General features: G+C 50.1%; 24 protein-coding genes, 1 tRNA gene and 2 pseudogenes. 14 read left to right on the top strand and 13 right to left on the bottom strand.

The features are described 5' to 3' along the window. From Q8K39_RS07970 to Q8K39_RS07960, 3 genes are all read left to right on the top strand, one after another. A partial coding sequence (locus Q8K39_RS07970) for a biopolymer transporter ExbD (protein ID WP_305259255.1) occupies positions 1-232 on the top strand: 232 nt, incomplete at its 5' end. Between the two features lie 14 nt (positions 233-246). Continuing rightward, positions 247-675 (top strand): biopolymer transporter ExbD, encoded by a 429-nt coding sequence (locus Q8K39_RS07965; protein WP_305259254.1) that lies wholly within the window; start codon positions 247-249, stop codon positions 673-675. Between the two features lie 170 nt (positions 676-845). Then, the gene (locus tag Q8K39_RS07960; RefSeq protein WP_305259252.1) at positions 846-2,099 is read left to right on the top strand and encodes a hypothetical protein; all 1,254 of its coding nucleotides are present in this window, start codon (positions 846-848) and stop codon (positions 2,097-2,099) included. Positions 2,100-2,175: 76 nt separating this feature from the next. On the opposite strand, the gene Q8K39_RS07955 is transcribed toward Q8K39_RS07960, so the two are convergent. From Q8K39_RS07955 to Q8K39_RS07945, 3 genes are read right to left on the bottom strand one after another with little or no spacing between them, the layout of a single operon-like run. Further along, complete coding sequence (locus Q8K39_RS07955; protein ID WP_370868579.1) at positions 2,176-3,165, bottom strand: diguanylate cyclase; 990 nt, start codon at positions 3,163-3,165, stop codon at positions 2,176-2,178. A 34-nt stretch (positions 3,166-3,199) separates the two neighbouring features. Continuing rightward, entirely contained in the window at positions 3,200-4,054 is an 855-nt protein-coding gene (locus tag Q8K39_RS07950) for an HDOD domain-containing protein (protein ID WP_305259251.1), read from the bottom strand. Beyond that, on the bottom strand, positions 4,051-4,371 hold the full coding sequence (locus Q8K39_RS07945) for a hypothetical protein (protein ID WP_186954266.1): 321 nt from the start codon (positions 4,369-4,371) through the stop codon (positions 4,051-4,053). Before Q8K39_RS07945 ends, Q8K39_RS07950 begins: the two co-directional genes overlap by 4 nt. A 306-nt stretch (positions 4,372-4,677) precedes the next feature. On the opposite strand from Q8K39_RS07945, the gene Q8K39_RS07940 reads away from it, so the two are divergent. Next, on the top strand, positions 4,678-5,292 hold the full coding sequence (locus Q8K39_RS07940) for a DUF1345 domain-containing protein (protein WP_305259249.1): 615 nt from the start codon (positions 4,678-4,680) through the stop codon (positions 5,290-5,292). Here the strand turns inward: Q8K39_RS07940 and Q8K39_RS07935 are convergent. From Q8K39_RS07935 to Q8K39_RS07925, 3 genes are all read right to left on the bottom strand, one after another. Continuing rightward, on the bottom strand, positions 5,289-5,756 hold the full coding sequence (locus tag Q8K39_RS07935; protein WP_305259247.1) for a hypothetical protein: 468 nt from the start codon (positions 5,754-5,756) through the stop codon (positions 5,289-5,291). The two genes, Q8K39_RS07940 and Q8K39_RS07935, sit on opposite strands and share 4 nt — an antisense overlap. A 220-nt stretch (positions 5,757-5,976) precedes the next feature. Then, a complete protein-coding gene (locus Q8K39_RS07930) occupies positions 5,977-7,704 on the bottom strand; it encodes a M14 family metallopeptidase (RefSeq protein WP_305259245.1) in 1,728 nt (575 codons plus the stop codon). Positions 7,705-7,800: 96 nt separating this feature from the next. Continuing rightward, a complete protein-coding gene (locus Q8K39_RS07925) occupies positions 7,801-9,108 on the bottom strand; it encodes a TRZ/ATZ family hydrolase (RefSeq protein ID WP_305259243.1) in 1,308 nt (435 codons plus the stop codon). Between the two features lie 148 nt (positions 9,109-9,256). Between Q8K39_RS07925 and Q8K39_RS07920 the strand changes: the two genes are divergently transcribed. Then, the gene (locus tag Q8K39_RS07920; protein ID WP_305259242.1) at positions 9,257-9,952 is read left to right on the top strand and encodes a fumarylacetoacetate hydrolase family protein; all 696 of its coding nucleotides are present in this window, start codon (positions 9,257-9,259) and stop codon (positions 9,950-9,952) included. A gap of 8 nt (positions 9,953-9,960) precedes the next feature. Then, positions 9,961-10,617, top strand: coding sequence for a maleylacetoacetate isomerase (gene maiA, locus Q8K39_RS07915; RefSeq protein WP_305259258.1), 657 nt, complete (start codon positions 9,961-9,963; stop codon positions 10,615-10,617). A gap of 97 nt (positions 10,618-10,714) precedes the next feature. On the opposite strand, the gene Q8K39_RS07910 is transcribed toward maiA, so the two are convergent. After that, positions 10,715-11,365, bottom strand: a complete 651-nt coding sequence (locus tag Q8K39_RS07910; protein ID WP_305259241.1) for a hypothetical protein — start codon at positions 11,363-11,365, stop codon at positions 10,715-10,717. A gap of 356 nt (positions 11,366-11,721) precedes the next feature. On the opposite strand from Q8K39_RS07910, the gene Q8K39_RS07905 reads away from it, so the two are divergent. The 7 genes from Q8K39_RS07905 (at position 11,722) to Q8K39_RS07875 (ending at position 18,623) form a co-directional block, all read left to right on the top strand. Beyond that, entirely contained in the window at positions 11,722-14,532 is a 2,811-nt protein-coding gene (locus tag Q8K39_RS07905; protein ID WP_305259240.1) for a PAS domain S-box protein, read from the top strand. A gap of 122 nt (positions 14,533-14,654) precedes the next feature. After that, the gene (locus Q8K39_RS07900; protein WP_305259239.1) at positions 14,655-15,197 is read left to right on the top strand and encodes an RNA polymerase sigma factor; all 543 of its coding nucleotides are present in this window, start codon (positions 14,655-14,657) and stop codon (positions 15,195-15,197) included. 12 nt (positions 15,198-15,209) lie between these two features. Next, on the top strand, positions 15,210-15,590 hold the full coding sequence (locus tag Q8K39_RS07895) for a hypothetical protein (protein WP_370868578.1): 381 nt from the start codon (positions 15,210-15,212) through the stop codon (positions 15,588-15,590). Position 15,591: 1 nt separating this feature from the next. Continuing rightward, the gene (locus Q8K39_RS07890) at positions 15,592-15,888 is read left to right on the top strand and encodes a ferredoxin family protein (protein WP_305259238.1); all 297 of its coding nucleotides are present in this window, start codon (positions 15,592-15,594) and stop codon (positions 15,886-15,888) included. A 94-nt stretch (positions 15,889-15,982) separates the two neighbouring features. Then, positions 15,983-16,468, top strand: coding sequence for a GNAT family N-acetyltransferase (locus Q8K39_RS07885; protein WP_305259237.1), 486 nt, complete (start codon positions 15,983-15,985; stop codon positions 16,466-16,468). Continuing rightward, positions 16,465-17,424: a GyrI-like domain-containing protein gene (locus tag Q8K39_RS07880; RefSeq protein WP_305259236.1), complete on the top strand. Its 960-nt coding sequence runs from the start codon at positions 16,465-16,467 to the stop codon at positions 17,422-17,424. Before Q8K39_RS07885 ends, Q8K39_RS07880 begins: the two co-directional genes overlap by 4 nt. A gap of 209 nt (positions 17,425-17,633) precedes the next feature. Beyond that, the gene (locus tag Q8K39_RS07875) at positions 17,634-18,623 is read left to right on the top strand and encodes an alpha/beta fold hydrolase (RefSeq protein WP_305259235.1); all 990 of its coding nucleotides are present in this window, start codon (positions 17,634-17,636) and stop codon (positions 18,621-18,623) included. Between the two features lie 86 nt (positions 18,624-18,709). On the opposite strand, the gene Q8K39_RS07870 is transcribed toward Q8K39_RS07875, so the two are convergent. Continuing rightward, a complete protein-coding gene (locus Q8K39_RS07870; protein ID WP_305259234.1) occupies positions 18,710-20,428 on the bottom strand; it encodes a cation:proton antiporter in 1,719 nt (572 codons plus the stop codon). A 225-nt stretch (positions 20,429-20,653) separates the two neighbouring features. On the opposite strand from Q8K39_RS07870, the gene Q8K39_RS07865 reads away from it, so the two are divergent. Continuing rightward, on the top strand, positions 20,654-21,079 hold the full coding sequence (locus Q8K39_RS07865) for a hypothetical protein (protein ID WP_305259233.1): 426 nt from the start codon (positions 20,654-20,656) through the stop codon (positions 21,077-21,079). 217 nt (positions 21,080-21,296) lie between these two features. On the opposite strand, the pseudogene Q8K39_RS24950 reads toward Q8K39_RS07865, so the two are convergent. The 5 genes and pseudogenes from Q8K39_RS24950 to Q8K39_RS07850 all read right to left on the bottom strand — a co-directional run. Continuing rightward, a pseudogene (locus Q8K39_RS24950) lies at positions 21,297-21,602 on the bottom strand (phage virion morphogenesis protein); the annotation flags it as partial. Between the two features lie 12 nt (positions 21,603-21,614). Then, the gene (locus Q8K39_RS07860) at positions 21,615-21,752 is read right to left on the bottom strand and encodes a hypothetical protein (protein ID WP_305259232.1); all 138 of its coding nucleotides are present in this window, start codon (positions 21,750-21,752) and stop codon (positions 21,615-21,617) included. A 111-nt stretch (positions 21,753-21,863) separates the two neighbouring features. Then, positions 21,864-22,106: pseudogene (locus Q8K39_RS24945) on the bottom strand (phage tail protein); the annotation flags it as partial. A gap of 117 nt (positions 22,107-22,223) precedes the next feature. Beyond that, positions 22,224-22,313, bottom strand: a tRNA-Ser gene (locus tag Q8K39_RS07855). 105 nt (positions 22,314-22,418) lie between these two features. Next, a complete protein-coding gene (locus Q8K39_RS07850) occupies positions 22,419-22,883 on the bottom strand; it encodes a rhodanese-like domain-containing protein (protein ID WP_305259230.1) in 465 nt (154 codons plus the stop codon). Between the last annotated feature and the right edge of the window lie 45 nt (positions 22,884-22,928).

Raw genomic sequence — 22,928 nt, 5'->3', positions numbered from 1 at the left:
GATCAACAAGGATGGTGATCTGTACTGGAACGGCAGCACCAAGCCGCTAGGCAGCACAGATGCCCTGTTTGAACGACTCAAGGTAGAAGCAGTCAAGGTCCCGCAACCGGAGTTGCATATCCGTGGTGACCAGAATGCCCGTTATGAGTTTGTCGGCAAGAGCATTTTGACAGCCCAGCGTGCAGGTATCGCCAAGGTCGGCTTCGTTATTGAACCGCCAGCGCGGAACTAAGTAAAGGAATCATTATGGGTATGCAAATAGGTTCCGGCAGCGCGTCTGCTGATCCAGAAGTAATGATAGAAATGAACATGACGCCTTTGATTGACGTCATGCTGGTGTTGATCATCATGTTGATTATCACGATTCCTATTCAGAATCATGCAGTGAATCTGAATATGCCACAAGGGCCGTCGAATCCGCCAAAAACTGAACCAGTGGTAGTGAATATCGATGTGGACTTCGATGGCACTGTTTCTTGGAATGGTGTGGCAGTTAACCCAGCTGAGCTGGATGTTAAACTGGCAGCAGCTGCAGCACAGCCTGATCAGCCAGAAATACATCTGCGCCCTGTGGCTGTCGTACCTTACAAATCTGTAGCAGCAGTGATGGCGGCAGCACAGCGCCTCAATGTCACGAAGATTGGTATGGTTGGCAACGAACAGTTCTTGAAATGATAAATCAGCATTTCAAGATGGTTTCGGCGCAACAATGCTGAGTTATTAAGGTATGATAGAAAATTGGCAGGGTTAACCCTGCCATTTTTCATATTCACGGGTTGAGCCTTGGTTCTTTCTAAAGCTGCAGTCCCAAAGTTTATTAAATTTATTGATTGAGAGATCAACATATGAAGCAACTTCGCTTGTCTCGTATTGCTGTATTGATTGCAGCTATTGGCTTTGCAGCCATTCCGGAATTAACAAATATCGCCGCAAATCAAGCCTATGCCCAAGAAGCCATGCGCCCTGAAATTGGCCGCATTGTGCAAGCAGCTGGTGAACTGTACAAAGCGAAGAAGTATAAAGAGGCGCTGTCCAAGATTCATGAGGCTAATAGCATAGGTGGTAAGACAGTCAATGAAAGCTTTACGATAGAGCGCATGCGCTTGTCGATCGCTTCTGCAGCTGGCGACAATGATACGGTGATCCGTGCAGCAGAAACGATTGTTTCGGCAAATAAACTGGGCGGCAAAGAACAGTTGCAAATGATACAGGTGCTGGCGAATGCCTATTTCAAGGCTGGTAACTACGCCAAAGCAGCGCAATGGTATAACCGCTATTATGCGGATGGTGGTACAGACCCTTCTCTGCGCCCTTATCTGATACAGGCTATGTCGCAAAGTGGTGACAGTGCCAAAGCGATGAAAGAGATTAACGCTGAGCTGGCAGCAGATGAAAAAGCTGGCCGTACGCCAAGCCTGACCAATCTGGAATATCTGGCCAATGATGCGCTGAAGCGTAAAGACATGGCAACTTATTCCAGCGCCCTGGAAAAAATGGTGTCTTTCCATGGTAAAAAAGAATTCTGGGTTAACCTGCTGAATAATATCGAGAGAAAACCTGGCTATTCAGAGCGACTGAAACTGGATTTGATGCGCCTCAAACTGGCTCTGGGTCAAATCACAAAAACTTCTGATTACATGGATATGTCCTTGTTCGCGATCCAGGCTGGTTATCCTGCTGAAGCGATCAAAGTAATCGATGCCGGCTATAAAGCAGGGGCATTGGGTGAAGGCAAGGATGCGGATCGTCATAAGCGTTTGCGTGACATGGCAAACAAGACGCAAACCGAAACCAATAGCTCCCTGGCAGCCAGTGAAGCAGAAGCCAAGGCGGCTAAAGATGGCAATGGCTTGGTGAATATTGGCTTTGCCTATGTGACAGCCGGGCAGGTTGATAAAGGCCTGAGCATGATGGAAGAGGGTATTGCCAAGGGTGGTCTCAAGCAGGAAGATGATGCCAAATTGCATTTGGGCGTAGCTCAATTGCAGGCTGGTAAGAAAGCCAATGCGATCAAGACTTTCAAAACAGTGCGTGGCACCGACGGTACAGCCGATCTGGCGCGTTACTGGGTAATCTATGCAAATCAGTCAGGCAAGTAATTGACTGTAGTGTGATTGCAAATAACAAGGGCGCATCACGCGCCCTTGTTATTTTATGAGTTGGCCAGATGATCGTTTAACTTGCTACCTGGTTCCGCCCGTTGGCTTTGGCACGGTACAGTGCCGCATCGGCACAACTGATGAGGGCATTACTGTCTTGCTCATCACTTAAGGTGGCGACTCCAAAGGAGCCTGTAATGTGTGGCAAGGGTTTATGCCGGTCAATAAATACCTTGGTTTTGCCTAAGCGGTTGCATAGTCTTTGCGCTACTCCCAGCGCTGACTTATGATTGGCGCCAGGTAGTATGACCATCATCTCTTCGCCGCCATAGCGCGCAGCAAAGTCACTCGGACGCAGTCCTGCATTCAAGACCTTGGCGGCAGTTTGCAGGGCATCATCTCCGAGCAAATGACCATGCTCGTCATTGAAACGCTTGAAGTGATCCAGATCTACCATGATGATGCTCAAGGCAGCAGCTGTAGCATGGGCGTGCTGTACCATTCCCGGTAGCTGCGCATTCAGCCAGGCGCGATTGTGCAAGCCGGTGAGTCCATCTACCATGGATAACTGGCGGTAAAATTCCCCCACTTTTTGCCGGCTACGTATCTGTGCATTGGCAGCCCGGATGCGAAAAGACAAGAGCTGCAAGAGATTGCGGGCAACACCATTCGATTCATCAATCAGTCGCCACAGTGTCTCGGCTTCAATCAAGAGTAATTCACTGTCACTGATTGCCGAGATGGTGGCAGAATGGATTTCTTCGTCCAGGACCGAGATTTCACCAACACATTCACCTGGCAGGAATTGGGTGATGGTATTTTCTAGCTGGTTGCTTTCTTCCGTCAGACGGGTTACGCCCAAAGCTCCTTGCAGCACAATAAATAGCTTGGCACCAGCGCTGTTGGCGTCCAGGACGACTTGACCAGCGCGTGCTTTGACTACCAGGCAATCTTTGACTATGTCAGCAATGAGTTTTCTGTTTTCTTCTGTAATGTCGCGAAAAAGATGGATATCTTCTATACGGTAGTTCGTTGCCTTGAAACGCATCAGTTGTTCCAAAATCATTTTATCCAGATACATGAGGCAAAAATAAAAAATGTCAAAGTACGATCTGATCCAAAGCATCGAAGCGCATTTCAGTTTCGTGAAAAATGCTCAAGTAGTCAGCTTCACCAAGCCCTAGCGTATCCCAAGCTGACTGCGACAGCAAGGGTAGCCTGTCGTTTTCATCGTGAGACAGATCAAGTGCGTGCACAATTGCGTTCGCGATATGGACAACAGAGGCCAGGACATGTAAATTTTCCTGTTCAGGATGGTGATGGCCACGGATAGCATCGCACACAGCTTCAGAGAAATTCCAGTGTGTGGCAAGTGCCAAACCTGCATCGACATGGTCGATATGCATGATGCTGCTTTCTGCTTCCAGTAAATCGCTATCGGTATATGCCTGATAGCGCAAGACTTCATCATAATTTGCCGGGTAACAAGTCACCAGGACCAGACGGCCTATGTCGTGCAACAAGCCTGCTGTGAATGCGAAATCATGCTTCATATGCAAAGTACGGGAAATCTGCTCGGCGCAAACAGCCGTGCCAATGCTGTGGCGCCAAAATGCCTTGAAATCAAATCCGGGGCAATTTGCTGTGGGAAATTTATTGGCCAGTGTTGTCACGCGGATGAGATTCTTGACATTCTTGATCCCCAGCATGGCAGTCGCTTGCTGCAGGGTAACAACTTTCGAATTGTTGCCATAATGAGAAGAATTGGCCAGCCTGAGTAATTTCGCCGTGATGGAGTGATCCATGGCGATTTTTTCAGTGACCATGTCCAGGCTGCCTTCTTCATCTTCAAGATTTTGCAGCATTTCCATGGCGACTTCAGGCAGGGTAGGCAAATCCTTGATCTTTTTAACCATGTCATCGAGATGGATCTTGAATTCAGCGTTATCTGTCATTTGGTTTCACCCTGACGGTAATGGATAACAAAGGATTTCAGGATACACGCAGGTTCGCTCTCGCCAATATGGCGGAAAATTTTTTCTATGCGCTCTAATTGAGTTGCGAGATTTTCGCTGTCTTCCTGTTCAGTTGCCGCCACACCTTCAATGGACAACTGATGTATGTCATGATGCGCTATTGCCTGAAGCATGCGCTCGGTCAGGATAGTGCTGGCAGGTAGCAATACATGGCCTACTTTATCGAGCAAATCATCCGCCAGCACCATGCCAGGCGTGACTTTGGAAAGGGGCAAATAGTGATAATGTTTGTTCATGACACTTGCCTCGTTGAATGACATCACACCAGAACTGGCAGTTATGTATGGTTTCAGTGTAATAAAAAAATGCGCAAAAGAAAGTTACTTTTCATTAAGATACTGAACTTCAGAGAGAAGTCAAAGCTGGGTGAAACAGGATAGCAGTTACTGATGAATATACTACACCTGTTCTTGCTTGCAGTTTGATTCTGCTAGTCACTGTAATTTATCATTTGTAATTTTCATTCAGGCAAATTTTTCCAACACTCTATTCCTCAGTCAGGTGGCATCATCAAACAATTAATTCAACGCAGACCACGCCTCGTGCTGACCCTGGTTTTCGGGATAGTGGCGGCTCTGGCTTTGCCAGGAGAGGCGTCTGTGGTAACCCGTGCCTTGAGTGGCTGGAATGTGGCTGTCTGGTCCTATCTTTTGCTGATGGCCTGGTTGATGATGCGCGCAGACAAGCATGCCGTCCGTAAGATGGCGCAACAAGAGGATGAAAGTGCGGTGGCAGTGCTGGTCTTACTGTCGTTGGCCGCAGCGCTAAGTTTATTGGCCATCATTCATGAGTTGTCGGGCATGGCTGGTGCCAGCAGCGAACTCAGAGTAATGAAATATCTGTTTGCTGCCAGCACAGTACTGGGCTCGTGGCTGTTGCTGGGCGTGATTTTTTGCTTTCATTATGCCTTGCTGTTTTACAACTCAGCACCAGACAAACCCGCATTACGTTTTCCTGAAGATGAGGAGATGCCTGATTTCTGGGACTTTTTGTACTTCTCGTTCACGATAGCCGTAGCCGCACAAACTTCAGACGTCACCGTGATGAACCGGCAGGTGCGCAAGACCGTGCTTGCGCAATCCGTACTCAGTTTTTTCTTCAATGTGGCCGTGGTCGGTTTTTCCATCAATATTGCTGCTGGCCTGGTAGGCAATTAACGTCCGTAGTCACCGTAATGACCATGGTGACCATGATGACGCTCGCGTCTTTCTTCGCGCCATTCTCGTTCATGGCGTCTGCCATGACGCCACTCGTGGCGGTCACGCAAGGGGTGGCCATAGGTTTGCTCGACATATACATGTTCTACATACGGTCTTGGTGAACTCAACACGATAGGTACGCCGCCAACGCGCACATCAAGATTCAGGCCATAGGGCAGACGTCTACCAGTTTCCCAGCCACGTCCATTGGCCCAGTACCAGTTACCCTGTGCAGGTGCGTAATAAACCTGATGAGAGGGGTAATAGACATAATTGTAATTGCGTGCCACATGATGGACGGGAGGTGCCGGACGCCAGCGATGGTCCCTGCCATAAGCATCATTCGCAAACACGGTACTGGTGCTGGCACTGCAAATCAGCAGGGTTGCCAACAGGCCTTTGAAAAGTTGACTGAGTTTCATGATATCAATTCCTTCGTTTTGATATCTCTATAACGCAGGCTAGTACTGATGCGCTGACACGGGTTTGTATATAGACATCTCAATATGCAAGCAGATGTTACAGCAGCCTGTTATCAGGACATCGCCGACAGCTTGCAAGGATACATGCTTGATATCTTCATCTTGCTCTATTGAAATGGAGCGTCGCCCGCGAATCTACTTTCAAGCGACGCTTACCCAGTTATTTGGGAACAAAATCTAGGCGCAAGACAGGGTACACTTGATAACGCTGGTCCCAGGACGAATGACGCTGGGCAAAAAAGTCCAGGCGCGCAAACGGGCTTTTGGCAAACTCCGGGTCTGCAGCAATTTTCTTTTCGAATGTGGCTTTCAATTGTGGATCACTGGCCATTTGCTCACGAGCCACATCTTCGGCTACATAAGCTTCCATGTATTCTTTGCGTTCAAACGCGCCATTGAACCAGCCCCAGTTGACCAGCGCATCTGGGGCTTGCGGCTCGAACAAACCGGCCACCAGACGCGCTTTTGGCTGGGCAATGGGGATGAATAAAGCGCCTTTGCGCAAGCTTTGCTGCTGGCTTTGCCATTTGCCTTGCAGCTTCATGGCTTGTCGTCCTTCAAATGACTTCGCCTGCAAAGCGGCAGTGCTGGTCATGAACTGTTCCGTAGTGACTGCACTTAAATCCGCATGGATAGTGCGGAACAGGATGCCATGCTGTTGCAGTTTTTCAGCCACTGCCTTGCTATAGGCGGCAGGAATCAGATAGCCGCCTTTAGGTAGGATGACTTGCGCATCAGTGACAATCTCGTCGCGCAGTTTAACTTTCCATATCTGTGGCTTGCTTTCATCGTAGCGCGTCATCAAGGCACCAGAAATATCCGACATGCTGCGGGTATAAGCGTAGCCACGGAAGTCTATCTCCCTGGCTTTTTCAGTCGTTCTGTAGGTCAATGGCAACGCTTGGCCTGCCAGTTGCATGGCGCGCTGATCTGCAGCTTTGGCAGCTTTCAGCCATTGTTCGCCATTGCTGGCCATTTGCTCCAATACGGAAATGACCGTGTTGCGGGTGATGCGCACACGGGTGGCATACTCTTTCCAGGAATGGGTTTCCACCAGCATGCCAAAGCGGTTGCGCAATACCGGATAACCACTTGAAAAGCGAGGAGTAGGAACCGAGTCAGCAAAGCCCGACATGGGATCATCTTCCTGCACAAACGACATATAGAAGGCATGTGGCAGCGAGCCTTGCTTGGCAAGGTCGGCAATGACGTTGTCGCGCAAGGTCTTGCCCGCTTCACGCAATAAGGTATCGCCTGAATTGACAGGCTCTACCTGTATGGAAATATCATGTTCAAATTTTGCACCGTTGGTCACATGCAAATCGATGATTGCCAAGGGATCCCAGGTGTTGATCAGCTTCAGCATGGCTTGCATTTCAGGCGAGTCTGCCTTCACGTAATCGCGGTTGAGATTAAAATTTTGTGCGGTTGTGCGCCAGCCCATTTCTTCTGGGCCGCGTTGATTGGGACGGTTCCAGGCGCCAAAACGCTCATGTCCATCAATGTTGAAGACGGGGACAAACAGCAGGGCTTGCTTGTCCAGCGCATGTGATGCCGCCTTGTTTTCCAGGATGTCCCTTATTGCCAGGAAGCCAGCATCCTTGCCATCAATTTCACCTGCATGGATGCCACCCTGTATCAGGGTCACCGGCAACTGTTTTTCCACAAGTTGGGCGGGTGTGAACAGGCCGCTGCGGGTGACCAGCAAGGCCAGCATGGGTCGGTTTTCCGGAGTACGTCCAAATTCCATGCAACGCACTTCTTTGGGATAGTTTTTTTGAAAAGACAGGCACAGTTTTTCTACCTCTTCATAGCGCCCGGTTTTTTTAAAGCCGCTTTGCTCGGCAATCGTGCTGAGGGGATTCGCTGCATGAGCAGTCGTCAACATCAGACTGCTACCTGTAATCAAGCCACAAATGACGCTTAGTTTCAAAATTGAGTATGCTGGTTTCATGCGTATGATGGAGTAAGTGAATTTGATCAATCAAGCCGCAACAATTTTTTGTTGCCACCACTTTGCCTTGTCCTTGAGCTGTGCTTCATCCACAGTCTGCAATGTACGTTCTGCCATCAGACAGCGTCCATGGACCCAGACATGGCTGACTTGCTCACGTCCGACGGCATACACAATCTGCGATGCCGGATCAAACAGTGGAAGGGTCTCGTGTGCCGAGAGATCAATCGCAATCACATCCGCGAATTTACCCGCCACCAGACTGCCAATTTGCTGATCCATGCCCAAGGCTTTGGCACCAGCCAGGGTCGCCATCTCCAGCGCATTTGCAGCATTCAGTGCAGTCGGGTTGCCCGACACCGCTTTCGCCAACAGCGCAGCCATGCGCAAGTCACCCAGTAAATCGAGTTTGTTATTACTGGCTGCACCATCCGTACCTATCCCCACATTCACGCCTGCAGTTTGCATGGCGTGGACAGGTGCAAAGCCGGAAGCCAGTTTCAGATTGCTGGCCGGATTATGGGCAATGTGCACGCCTTGCTGTGCCAGCAGTTTGATCTCATCTTCATTCGCATGCACCATATGGGCAGCAATCAGGCGTGGTGACAACAGACCCAGGTTATGCAGGCGCTGCAAGGGGCGCATGCCATGATCGCGGAGGCTGTCATTGACTTCGTCCATGGTTTCATGAATGTGGCAGTGTATGCCCATGTCATATTTGTCTGCCAGAGCGACTATCTTTTTGAACGTCGCATCCGCAACCGTGTAAGGCGCATGTGGTGCAAGGCGGAAGGAGACTCCATTTTGTCCCCTGAATTCCTGATGTGAGGCCATTGCTTTTTCCAGATAGCCATCAGCATCTGCCGCATAGCCAGTAGGGAATTCAAGCACACTGCAACCAACGACAGTGCGCATGCCGGTATGCAGACCAGCGCGTGCCACGTCGTCGTTATAGAAATACATGTCATTGATGGTGGTCGTGCCGCCACGCAGCATTTCAGCCATTGCATAGACGCTACCATCGAAGACAAATTCTTCCGACAAATGCTTCTTTTCGGCGGGCCAGATGTGATTGTGCAGCCAGTCCATCAGACTCAGGTCGTCCGCCAGACCCCGCAGCAGCGTCATGGCAGAGTGACCGTGTAGATTGACCATGCCAGGCATCACCGCATGTTCAGGTAATTCTATATGCTTTGCATCCGGGTGCTGCTGGCGCGCCTCTGCGCTGCCAAGTATGGCGAGAATTTTTTCACCTTGCATGACCAGAGCATGCTTGCCAAGGACGTTGGCGCGTGGTTCTATAGGAATAAGATACTTGGGATGTAGGCAGGTTTTCATATTTTTAGACTCCGCAATTGATCTGGCATTATAACCAGTGAAATTAAATCATGAGTCTACAGACTACAATCAAGCGACGAGAGTGTATGACAGAGCATATTTGAAAATGCCATAATAGGGTTTGGCCTCAGACCTTCAGGAACAAAATATGGATTACCTGTTTCCCCCGCTACAGCAAGCGGCCGTCCCCATTGCTGGTGGTACTGCTTATTTTCCCGTGCACAGGATTTACTGTGTCGGGCGTAATTATGTGGAGCATGCCAAAGAAATGGGGTGGACAGGCCGCGAGCCACCATTTTTCTTCATGAAACCAGCTGATGCTGTTTTGCCCGTGAGGCAGGGAACGGTCGGTGAAATGCCTTATCCACCCCTGACAGTCAATTTGCATCATGAAGTTGAACTGGTGATAGCGATAGGCAAGGGGGGCAAGAGTATCCGCACAGAAGACGCGCTCAGCCACATCTGGGGTTATGCGGTGGGCCTGGACATGACGCGGCGTGACTTGCAGGCAGAAGCCAAGGACCAGGGCAGGCCATGGTGCACTGCCAAGGGTTTCGACTTTTCCGCGCCTATAGGGGAAATCCATAGGGCTGACACAGTGCAAGGCATGCAGCAGGCAGGCATCAGCCTGAATGTGAATGGCCAATGCCGTCAACATAGCGACACCAGTAAATTGATCTGGAGTCTGGCTGAGATTATTGCCTGCTTGTCTGAGCTCTACACCTTGCAGCCTGGTGATCTGATTTTTACCGGGACACCTGAAGGCGTAGGGGCCGTGCAGCGTGGGGATATAATGGAGGCGACAATCTCGGGCTTGAGTGATTTGAAAATTAAATTGGTATAAACGAAATGATGAAACTTTATGGTTATTTCCGCAGTTCTGCTTCTTACCGGGTCAGGATCGCGCTCAATCTCAAGGGCCTGGACTATGAACAGGTAGCTGTGCATCTGGTTAAAAACGGCGGCGAGCAACTCGCCCCGCCCTTTCGTGCCTTGAATCCGGATGCCCTGGTGCCAGTCTTGCAGGATGAGCTGGAAGGAGAAACGGTGAATCTGACGCAGTCTATGGCAATTATCGAATATCTTGATGAAGTTTATCCGGAAATATCACTGCTGCCATCCACACCTTTGGATCGTGCTTATGTCAGGTCTTTGGCGCTGGCAATTGCCTGTGAAATTCATCCGGTCAATAACCTGCGTGTGTTGAAATACCTGTCAGGTACCCTGCAAGTCACTGATGAACAAAAAAATGCATGGTATCGGCACTGGTGTGAAACTGGTTTGGCGGTGCTGGAGAAAAAGCTGGCGGCGGATGCCCGCACCGGAATTTTTTGCTTTGGTGATGCACCAGGTTTTGCAGATTGCTTTCTCGTCCCGCAAATTGCCAATGCCCAGCGTTTTCATTGCGATATGAGTGGCATGCCTACACTTATGCGCATACAACAGGCATGTAGCGAATATCCTGCCTTTATCAAAGCAGCACCGGCCAATCAGCCGGATGCTGAATAGAAGAGCTGAAAAATTGTTAGTTGTCGGGAGACAAAAAAAGGGACCTGAAAACTGGCCCCTGGCATTCCCCGCTGCATAAGTAAAATATTTAAAAGTGCTAATTTGGCAAATCAGGATTATTGTGACAATTTGCCAGGGTATCATTGAGCACGGAAATCAGAAGCGAACGTGTCAATTTTGATTTTGTCGTATAACCATCAATGGCAAATTCTTCGCTGACTTGCTGTTCAGGGGCATAACCTGGTTGTCCGGTACGTAAAACGATGCGCAGATTAGTCAGGGCCATCTCGTTGCGGATGACATTCACCAGTTTCAGGCCAGCGTCAACAGTTTCCATGACCACATCCAGTAAGACCAGAGCGATATCCGGGTTGGCGCTAATCACCGCACGTGCTTCTTTGGCAGAGTAGGCGTGTATAAACTCCAGTGGGCGGCCATGAATTTTGACGCCGCTCAAAGCCAGCAAGGTAGTGTCATGGACATTGCTGTCATCATCAGCAATCAGGATTTTCCACGGATGCAAATCCAGCTTGGGCTGCAAGCTTTCTTCATCTTCTTCTATAAAGTCAATAATGTCATCATCCTGACTGGTACCTAGCGCACCGTCAGAAATAGAGTCGTTACCCCAATATGAGTACCGCCCCAAACCCGCTGACCTTTCATTTTTTGACAAAATTTCAACAGCCATTTTGCCTACGTAAAGATCACTTTGTAACAAGCCGGGTATTCTACTGTGTTGGTTCTTCATCAGTGTGCTCCCTGTTGCTTGAATTTTGCCTAGCTTCAATTCAATCTTATGTGAAGCAGGTAGCATAATCAAGACCAAAAAACTTGAAAGTGTTAAATAATGATTATTGCAACACTTACTTGTCACGAATATTGATTTATGTCGTTAAATGCGTTGATTTTCGGTGCTATGATTAAATTCACGCGATTAAGATCTTGTTTTTTTCAGCCAGAATTCGCACAGAATTAAGCTGATTTTTTCTGAGTGTGATGTTTCCTTTGGCATCCAGTCCACCCGGACTGAGAACAGTAAGCCTGATTCAGGAGCAGGTATGTCGCTTCGCGCTTTTTTGCATGGCTTTCTTGGGTAGCTCATTGATGCCTACTGTATACCTTCCCGCTGCGATCATCTCTTCACTGGTCACGTCTTTTTTGACCATGCTGGTACTGCTTTATGTGCAGCATTTACATGTGCATGCGAGAGCTACACGCTGCTGGGCGCTGGCATATGCTGGCCTGGCGTTACAACAGACATGCAGGTTTCTGGCTGACACCCAGGCGCCGATCTTCAATCTCTTTGCCGATATTTTTTTGCTTGCTTATGTTTGCTATTTGTGGGCCGGCATCAGGATATTCCACGGTGTTACAGTCTATGTGATGCCTGTCATGCTTGGTTTTGCGATTGCTGTCCTTTGGTTGTTAATGACTTTCCTGACAGCTGTAAAACCCTTGTGGCGCATGCTGCCGATATACCTGGTTTCCGGCTTGATTTTGATGATGGCAGCTTTGAGTTTTTGGCGCGCCCGCAGTCAAAAACATACTTTCGGTTTTCACTTGTTGGGTACGCTGATATTTTTGAAGGGCTTGCATCTGCTGGATTTTCCTTTCTTCCGTGAGCAGCCCGAGTACGCTGCACTTGGATATGAAGTCAGTGCCTTTCTGGACCTGGCTATCGGCATGCTCTTTCTTGTCGCTGCTTTACTGCGGCAACAAGATGATGTAGAGCGTGTCAACGACGATCTGAAACTGGAAATGGAAGAGCGCAAAAACATAGAACGCTTATCCAGGGAGAGGGAAGCCCTGTTTGAAAAAGTATTTCAGATGGTACCCGATGTACTGGCGATCTGCCGTGAAAAAGATGGCCGTTATCTGGAAGTGAACCGGCACTGGGAAACCATTACAGGATATGCCAGGGAAGAAACCTTAGGACGCTATTCGCTGGAGTTGAACTTGTGGATGGATGTAAGCCTGCGTGAAAAAATGCTGGAGATATTAAGACGCGATGGTGAAGTCAGTAATTTTGAAGGTGTCTACAGGCACAAACTGGGGCATCCTTACAATGTGTTGATTTCTGGCACGCGCTTTGATGTCAGCGGCGAGCCATATATTGCCTACGCCATGCAAGACATTTCGGCACTGCGCAAAGTAGAGCGCTTGCAGGAGCAGGCAGAACGGGAATTGCAGGAACGTGAAAAATTACTTTCAACGGTGTTTCAACTCGTGCCTGATACCCTGACCATAAGCAAAATCGCTACTGGAGAATATGTCGATGTTAACCGCAACTGGGAACCTATTTCTGGTTATACGCGCGAAGAAGTCCTTGGCCGCACTTCAAACGACATCCAGTTATGGGAAAAACCAGAGCAACGCGATGAACTTATCAAGCGCATACGCCGCGATGGTGAGGTCCATAATATGCAAATCGCATTCCGTCACAAGCAAGGGCATATTACCCAATGCAGGGTTTCAGGATCTCAGTTTGAGGCGGGCAATGAATCCTATCTCTTACTGTCGTCTCGCAATATAGATCAGGAGCTCAATGCTGAAGCCGCACGTGTGCAAGTGGAATCTCTCTTGCGCGAGAACGAACAAAAGTACTCTACCTTGTTCCAGTTGTCACCGATACCCCTGGGTCTGGTGGATGTGCAGACAGATTGCATTGTTGAAGTCAATGATATCTGGTTAAAGGAATTTGGCTATCAACGGGAAGGTATCGTAGGCAAAACTACGATGGAAATGGGTCTTGTCGCGCAAGCTGAAGAACGCAAAAAATTCAACGATGACCTTGGGCGCGACAAGAAAGTCGATCAACTGGAAGTTCGCATCAAAGTTTGTGACGATCAAGAAATGATTTTTCTCTTATCGGCAAGGTTGATCAGAATGCATGGCAAGCCCATGTGCATATTCTCTTTATTGAACGTGACCAGACAAGTACAGATAGAGCAGGAAATCCGCGAGATGACAGCCCAACTGGAAGAGCGTGTCAGGTTGCGTACTTTGAATTTACAACAGGCCAATGCAGAACTGGCAGCAGCGATGGAATCATTGCGGCATACCCAGGATGAATTGGTGCGTTCTGAAAAAATGGCCGCACTGGGTTCACTGGTAGCGGGTGTCGCCCATGAACTTAATACTCCCATAGGGAATAGTGTGACAGTAGCCAGCACGCTGCAGGACAAAACCAGAGAAATGCTGCGTGATATCAAAGAAGGCAAGTTAAAACGATCTGCCCTGGAAAATTATCTTGAGAATGCCGAAACAGGAACCGCCTTGCTGATGCGTACATTGGGAATGGCACGCGAGTTGATACGCAGTTTCAAGCAAGTCGCAGTCGACCAGTCCAGCAGTTACAGGCGACAGTTTGATTTGCAAACAGCACTGGAAGAACTGATCGTGACCCTGGCCCCGATGTATAAAAAAACTGCCTACACACTGGTGACTGATCTTGCGCCCGGCATCATCATGGACAGTTACCCTGGCCCTCTCGGGCAAATCATTACCAACTTCATGACCAATGCTCTGACCCATGCGTTTGAGCACCGCGATAGCGGTGAAATGCACCTGCACACACATTTACTGGATGATACCCAGGTACAAATTGTCTTTAGCGATAATGGCACAGGCATGAGCGAGCAAGTACAAAAGCGGGTATTTGACCCCTTCTTTACGACCAAGTTGGGGCAGGGTGGTTCTGGCCTGGGCATGAATATAGTCTACAACCTGGTAACTGGTGTGCTGGGTGGGTCCATACAATTGGACAGCAAGCCGGGCGAGGGGACCAGTTTCACACTCGTCGTACCCCTAGTTGCGCCCCAATTGCGGGTAGACAATAGCAAAAAAAACAGAGCGGCTCTGGCTATGCCAGGAACTGCAAGCACTGAAGCGACGCTTCCCGACACCAAAAAGTAATTTTATGGCAATATCAGCCTGACCGATAATCTAGTTGCCTCAACTATTTCCCTTTGCGTGCAATATTCTTTGTGCCTGTGCGTCTACAGGGTATGGAGACTACACATAACCCCCACGAGCTGATGACTGATCAGGACCATCACATCACCGAAACGGTCAGACGCGAGCGCGGGCGGCTGGGGAGTTTCATACGCAAGCGTGTGGCTGACGCCAGCGAAGCAGAAGATATCTTGCAGGATGTATTGTATGAACTGGTAGAAGCTTATCGTTTGCCAGAGCCAATAGAGCAGGTTGGTGCGTGGCTGTTCAGGGTGGCGCGCAACCGTATCATAGACCGTTTCCGCAAGAAAAAAGAAGTGGCCCTGCCTGATGTAGAGGAGGGTAGTGATGATGAAGCCTGGCTGGATAAAGTATTGCCGTCCAGTGATGAAGGCCCGGAAGCAGCATACGCACGCAATGTCATGCTGGAAGAATTGTACGAGGCCCTGGATGAATTGCCGGAAGAGCAGCGCGATGCCTTCATAGGCCATGAAATCGAAGGCCTGAGTTTTAAAGAAATGTCTGCCGCTACCGGGCTGGGCATCAACACCTTGCTGGCGCGCAAACGCTATGCGGTCTTGCACTTGCGAACCCGCCTGCAAGACTTACTGGAAGAATTTAATTGAATGGAGCCTGATATGTTGATGAAATTCAGAGTATTAAAAATAATGGTATTGGCCGTTGCCGGTATCAGTGCCTTGAGCTGGGTAGTCATGATGCTGTGGAACTGGCTCATGCCTGCTTTGTTTGTGGGGGCCCGCAGTATCGATTTTTTGCAGGCACTTGGGCTGCTGGTGCTGAGTAAAATCCTGTTCGGTGGGATGCGTGGACATGGCGGCTGGCACAAACATCATGACCACCATTGCCATCATCGTCGCTGGGAAAAGCTGACACCTGAAGAGCGCGAAAAATTCAAGCATGGCCTGTTTGGCCGACGAAAGCACAGGGATGGAGCGCATGGCCATGTTCAAGACAATAAATACAGTAACAAGCATGACAGCAATCAGGAGCAAGTCTGAGATGCAATCGGCAAAAGAAGCCGCCTGCAAACAAGATGCAGGCGTGATCGTCCCTTTCGTCAACTTCAGCAAGTGTGAAGGCAAGGCCGATTGTGTGCCAGTTTGCCCGGAAAATGTGTTTGAAGTTCGTCGTATTGACGACAAGGATTACAAACAACTGGGCTGGCTGGCACAGATCAAACTACGGGTGCATGGCATGCAGGTTGCCTATACACCGAGGGCAGACGCCTGCCAGGCTTGTGGCTTGTGTGTGTCAGCCTGTCCGGAAAAAGCCATCACCTTGCGGCGTTCAGAATGAACCTATATGCGCTTGCGTAAGAGGCATACGAATGTTTTAAAATAGTCATTTTCGCCCACATCGTGGGTGCCTGTATCCCGCTAAAGGAGCATTGATGACTATCGTAATTCGCGAAGCAAAGCCAGATGATCTTGAGGAAATCCTGCAATTGCGCATGCGCCTGTTTGAGAAGCTCGTCGATTTTAATCACGGCAAAGGCGTGGATGGAGACCTCTTGCAAGCAACGCGCACTTACTTCAATGATGCTTTCCAAAATGGATCTTGCAAAACCTGGGTAGCACAAGGTGATGGCCATATCGTCGCCAGTGGGTCGCTCGCGATCTTTGTGCGCCCGCCATATCCCGGCAATGTGGCAGGCAAGGACGCGTATTTGCTCAATATGTACACCCTGGCAGATTATCGCAAGCAAGGACTGGCAAGGAAGATATTGCAACAGGCAATGCAATACGCGCATGAGCACGGCTTCGCAAAGATCTGGCTACATGCGACTGAAGACGGCCAAGCCCTGTATGCTTCCGAAGGCTTCGCACCATCCATTCAGTACATGGAATGGGAAGTCAAGCCAGAGGTAGCAAGATGAGCGAGCTTCAACTGGGCAAGTCTTCCAAATCATCCCAATATCAATCGCATTACCAGGCTCGTATGCACAGGGTGCTGGAGCATATCGACCGTCATCTCGATCAGCCACTTGATCTGGAAGTGCTGGCCGGGGTTGCGCATTTTTCCCCATTTCATTTTCATCGCCTGTTTGCCGCCTGGATGGGCGAGCGTCTGGGGGATTATGTGCGCCGCCGGCGGCTGGAGGTGGCAGCATTTCGTTTGTCTGCACAGACAGGCACTCCGGTACTGGACATTGCCCTGTCGGTCGGTTTTGGATCAGCAGAGGCTTTTACCAGAGCATTCAAGGACCGGTTTGCGTACACACCAGCCGCCTGGCGGAAGCATCAAGTAGAACTACACCGTGAAAATAGCAAGATTAATCAAGTCTTGAGCAAGAATGATCAGTTGCAATCTTATGCGTCCTTCCATAATGGGGTCTCTGCCAACTTGAAACAGGTCACCAGCATGGATGTCAAATTAATACGCAGGGCAACAACCAATATCGCCTATTTGCGCCACATAGGCCCGTATGGTGCACCAGTTGGCCAGTTTTGGGCAGATACTGTCTCACCTTGGATAGCCATGCATAATCTCTTCGGCAGGGCGCGTTTTGGCATCAGCCATGATGACCCCAGTATTACCGATCCTGCACTATGCCGTTACGATGCCGCTGTTGAACTGCCAGAAGATGCTGACATTCCAGGCCATGCCTTGCAGACCAGCATACCTAGCGGTGAATACGCAGCCCTCAGTTTTAAGGGGGAAAACGCAGAGATAGGCGCCGCCTGGACAGCGATCTTGCGTGACTGGCTACCTTCCAGCGGCTATCAAGTCGATGCCCGGCCTTGCTTTGAATATTATTCAGCTGACGCTTGCTTTGATCCCGAAACAGGCATCTTTGATTGCGACATCTGCATCCCTGTCGTTCCCCTCTGAGCAGACAGTTGCTGCTTTAAGTCATTTTGATGCAGGCATGGGCGCTGGCACTCGCTGCGCCATTGAATGCTTGCGCCCATCATTTTTTGAGAGCTGTATCCATGATTTCATTTGCTCGTCATATTCTTGTTTCTTTCAGTTTGTTCGCTTTGGCAAACTGTGCCGTATCTGCAGAGACAGCAGCCAGACCCCATCGGGTAGGAATGCAGATGCTTCATTATGAAGATGCCAGTCGCCTGGATTGGGCTGGCAGCAAGGCGCGCCCACTGGCGACCACGATCTGGTATCCGGCGCAAGCAGGCGCTGTAGAAAAAAATTGGAATGTAGCTATCTTTAAAGCAGGTTCCAATGCCATGGGCGCGGCTTTATCCACGGCACCACAAAAACTGCCCTTGATTTTGCTATCCCACGGCACAGGTGGGTCAGCTGCTTCCATGGCCTGGCTGGCAGAAAGTCTTGCTGCACACGGATACATTGTGGCCGCTGTCAATCATCATGGCAACACTGGCTATGAAGACAAGACTCGTCTGGAAGGTTTCGTGGTGTGGTGGGACAGACCAAAGGATCTCTCCATCCTGATAGATAAGCTGATGGCTGACCCTGTTTTTGGCAGCAGAATAGATGCCCGGCGCATTGCTGTAGCAGGTTTCTCCATAGGTGGGTACACCGCGCTGGCGAGTGTGGGAGGCCGTATCAGTTATGCGCAATGGGAAGAGTTTTGCGGTAAAAATGGCAGCAATCCTAATTGCAAGCTGCCGCCAGAGGCCAAGTTCAGCCAAGCAGAATTACAGACCCTGCTCAAGGAAAACCAGCGCGTCAAGGATGCCATCGCAGTTTCTGGTGCATCTTACAGTGATGTTCGCATACGCGCCGCATATTCCATTGCCCCGGTAATGGGCAGGGTAATGACAAAAGACAGCATGACCAACATCAGGGTGCCAGTGCGCATTGTGGTGGGGGCTGATGACGATCAGGCCATACCAGAGTTCAATGGCCAGGTTTATGCGGCAAACATAACTGGTAGTACGATACAGATACTGCCTGCAGTCACGCACTATAGTTTTTTGGCTGAGTGCAATACGCTGGGTAAAATTGTGGCCAGCCAGGTTTGTGTTGACCCGGCAGGAGTGGATCGCTCGGTAATACACCGGCAAGTGGCGGCAGATGCACTGAAATTCTTTGCCGACAATCTGCGTTGAGAAAGTCCGCTTCAAGCAGGATAGCAAGCTGCGCCCTTGTTACAGCCGGGCGCAACGAATCTATCACGCAAGATGGTGCTCAGAAATTACGTATGCGTAAGCTTGCTGTCGCCAGCAGGATGAAAGCGATTCAGTATGTGACTGGACATACCTTTTGCCAGCTCTTCTTCGCCATAGAAGACATCGCCAATTCCCTCCTTGCGCAGCATGATTGATTCATCCTCGCTATGCGTGCGCAGCAAAATCTCGATGGTGGGGTTCAGCGTCCTGGCAGTGTCTGCCATATGCCTCACATTCAAGGTATCTGGCGTCGCAATGACCAGCATGGCAGCTTTTGCTATATGCGCCTGTATCAAGACAGCTGGGTCAGCCGCATTGCCGGACACAGCGGCTATGCCTAATTTGCGCATGTCTTCGACGATCTCACGATTTTGTTCAGCGATGACATAGGGGATTCCCCCTTCATCCATGGCCTGTGCAATACGGCGGCCAACCCTGCCATAGCCAATCAGAACTACCTGGCCTTCCAGATATTTTCTATCTGTACTCATAGGCAATTCGGCATACGGGTCTTGTCGCTGGTCGAGTTCTCGCGCCAGGTCAGAATGTGACAAGGCCCATTTCCTGATTGGCTCTATCAGCGTAAATAGAAAAGAATTCAATGCTATCGAGATCAGCACACCTGAAAGTATCAAGCTCATGCCCTCTTGCGGCAGCAAGCCCAGTGACAAGCCCAAACCTGCCAGGATGATGGAAAACTCACCGATTTGCCCCAGGCTGGCTCCAATAGAAAGCGCCGTATTGAGGGGGTAGCGCAAAATGATAACCAGCGCCGATGCTGTGAGAAAATTGCCCAGGATGATAATGGCAACGACACACAGTACACGCATAGGTTGTGCCAGCAAAATGTTAGGATCAAACACCATGCCTACCGATACAAAAAACAGGACTGAAAACGCATCCCGTAAAGGCAGCGATTCTTCTGCCGCGCGATGGCTGAATTCAGATTCGCGCATCACTGTCCCCGCAAAGAATGCGCCCAGCGCAAAAGACACACTGAATACCAGCGAAGCACCATATGCAATACCAATAGCGGACGCCACTACCGACAACGTGAATAATTCCCGCGAGCCAGTGCGCGCCACTTGCCATAACATCCATGGCAAGGCACGACGACCAACCACCAGCATCAAGACAATAAATGCGGTTACCTGCAATAAGGTCTTGCCTATGGTGATCCATAGCGGTGTCGAACTTGCAACAACTGCTGTTGTGCTTCCTAACACGCCCGCCAGTGGGGGTAACAAAACCAGCACCATCACCGTGACCAGATCCTGCACCACCAGCCAGCCTATTGCGATGCGGCCATTCATGGTGCTTAGCATGTTGCGTGCCTCCAGTGATTTCAGCAGCACGACCGTACTGGCGCAGGCCAGTGACAATCCAAAAATCAATGACCCACCAATGCTCCAGGCCCACCAAGAAGCAATTGCCATGCCCACCGCCGTGGTTACCCCCATTTGCAAAACGGCACCAGGAATGGCAATCCGCCTCACTGCCAAAAGATCACTAGGCGAAAAATGTAAACCAACGCCAAACATCAGCAGCATCACACCTATCTCTGACAACTGGGATGCGATATGCACATCCGCTACAAAACCGGGTGTTGCGGGGCCTATCATGATGCCTGCAAATAAATAGCCAACCAGGGCGGGGATCTTGATTTTTTCGGCAATGAAACCGAAGGCGAGTGCTCCGGCAAATGCGGCAGCAACAGTCGTGATTAAAGAAATGTTGTGGTCCATTCGGCTCCCTTAATTTAAGCGACACTTGTCATCTTCACGTATAACATTAAAGCGCCGTCCGCACATCAATGATGTTCAGCTCTTTTTTAGGGAGGAGAGTTGCCAGAGATAATCATCAAGATACCTGCAAGCATTTTTCTGGATACTGCTTTCTTGTGTTATGTTGCCGCATGCAAATGACAAAAAAATGGGGCATTTTTCTGCGCTAACACATTATGGCTCACCATGACTACTGCATACCATTTCACTTTTGAAGAGCATTGGCGCAGCCCGCTTGCTTACTGGGTCCATCTTCCCGTAGCAGGCAAGCCAGATGCCTGGGAGCCGCCCTTGCCGCCTTATATTCCGCATAAGGGCTATGTCTTTCTGCATGTGGAGTTTGAGAAGCATGAACTGATCTTCAGTTCCCCGGCGCAGCTTGATCACTTTATCGCCGTGCTATCGAGCAAGCCACTGCCGACCACAAGTCACCTGTCATCCCTGCGCGATGCACCTGTAGGCCCGAACGGCCACTGGCTGAGCCGCCTGCCCGCCTCCTTGAAAGCGCCAAGCAAGCGCGCCAAACTTGTGCAGGTCATGCAAACCTTGCGGCCAGAGGTCGTCAAGGAAGATATGCCGCATCAATTTGACTGGACTGAAACTGGGTCGTGAAGGGTTGTAATGATGGACGCTTTCCTGGACTCGTCAATCAGCTGGCAAGGCCGTAGCAGTCAGGCAATGCATAAAATTGCAATCGTTCGACCTGGAGTATGCATGTTGCCCCATCTTTCCATTCAAACCAATTTAGCTTCTGTTGCACTTCTTATTTGAACTCGCGCAACCTAAAAGAGTAGTCGAGAATTGACAATTTTAATTTGTGAATCTTTTTCTAAAAATCCTTAAAAATCTTTGTGATCAGGTCGGACTCGACTTGCTCTGGGGTAAGCAAATATCTATTTGCATAAATCACCTCACCCCCAATCGCCACAATCCTATCCCGTAGACCATATTGATGCACCCGCGCAATACGGGCTACGTGGCTATAGAATCCCACTTCCAGCCCGTTGCCGTCTGCCTTTGCCTTTAGGTGGGTGTTTGTGCGCAGCTTGTTGAACATGCAGGCTTTTTGCTTCTTGATGCGGCCTTGTTTGCCCCGGATGTTTTTGCGTTGCTTGCGCGGTGCGTAGGGGGGGGCGTCGGGGTTTTGTTAAGCCTGGATGCGGGTTTGTTGCTGGCGGCGCAGGTCTTGGGTTAGCTGGCTGGTTAATTTGCGACGGGCGGCGGGGTCTAGTCTGGCCAGCGGGGTGCTGGCCCATGTCTCCAGCGTGGTGAGGTCGTCTTGCATTATGTAGGTGGGATGGGTTGTACCTGCCACTCGGCCAGCAGGTTGGTGCCGTTGTAGAGTTGCCACCAGGGGGGGTAGTCTGGGGTGGGGGGGGGCTTCGCCTGCGTGGGTGATGTCTAGCCGGGTGCTGGTTTGTTTGACGATGACGCGCTCGGTTAAGTCTATCTCCAGGCTGATGTCGACGCTGTTGTGGTTATTGAAGTCAATCATGAAGCGTATGCCATTGGCTTTGTCGTCGTTGCCGAGGAGGTCCGCCTGGTGGGTTGTCAGCCAATCGAGCAGGGGGACGATGAGGGCGTCTTCTTCACCGCTGTAGTCGGCGGAGGTGAGGTGTGAGTGATTTAAATAAGCGTGATTTTGTGATTTTTGATTTTGGCGTGATTGCGCAGATTATTTCCAGCACTTTTTTGTCGGCATCAAGTGAGTCAAAAACAAAAAGCCCTTGGAATCATCCAAGGGCTTTTATATTCATGGCGGAGAAGGGGGGATTCGAACCCCCGGTAGGGATAAACCTACGCACGCTTTCCAGGCGTGTGACTTAAACCACTCATCCACCTCTCCTGCTTTCGCTCTAACTTGCCGTAACAGCGAAGTCCGCTATTCTAGCAAAGCAAACTTCATTATGGAAGCTTTTTCTTGTTTTTGTAAATCTTGCTATGGATTAAGTCAGGCGCCCAGCCATGGCAGGCCTTGGTGGCACCAGCCGCCTGTGGTTTTTCTATGGCCTTGTTCGTCCTTGTCGCCTTCAAAGCCTTGCAGGATATCAAAGCAATTGGCGTAGCCGTTTTCTGTGGCCAGCTTAGCGCCGTGGCGGGAGCGTACACCTGAGCGGCAGAGGAAGAGGATGACGTTGGTCTTGTCGGGCACGCTGGCTTGCAGTTGTGCCAGAAAGTCGGGGTTGGGTGTACCGCCGGGGTAGAGGCTCCATTGCACAGCCAGGTGTTGTGCTTCGCTGATGTTGACCCTGCCTACCCAGTCGCGTTCGGCATTGGTGCGCACATCGACGAGTAATATCTTGCTGTCATTTTGCAGCAGGGCATAGGCTTCTTCTGGGGTGACTGCACCGGCATAGGGCAGCGCCTGTTCTTGCCCGCGCTGGCGTGCTGTTTGCAGGGTTTGATCGGTGGACATGGTGGCTCCTTGGCTTGGTATCGTTGGCAAATAGTGTGTGCAACC

The organism is Undibacterium sp., assembly GCF_030683615.1.
GTDB classification, from domain to species: domain Bacteria; phylum Pseudomonadota; class Gammaproteobacteria; order Burkholderiales; family Burkholderiaceae_D; genus Undibacterium; species Undibacterium umbellatum.
Note: the sequence above shows the minus strand (reverse complement) of the source record. Positions and strands in the feature narration are given on the sequence as shown.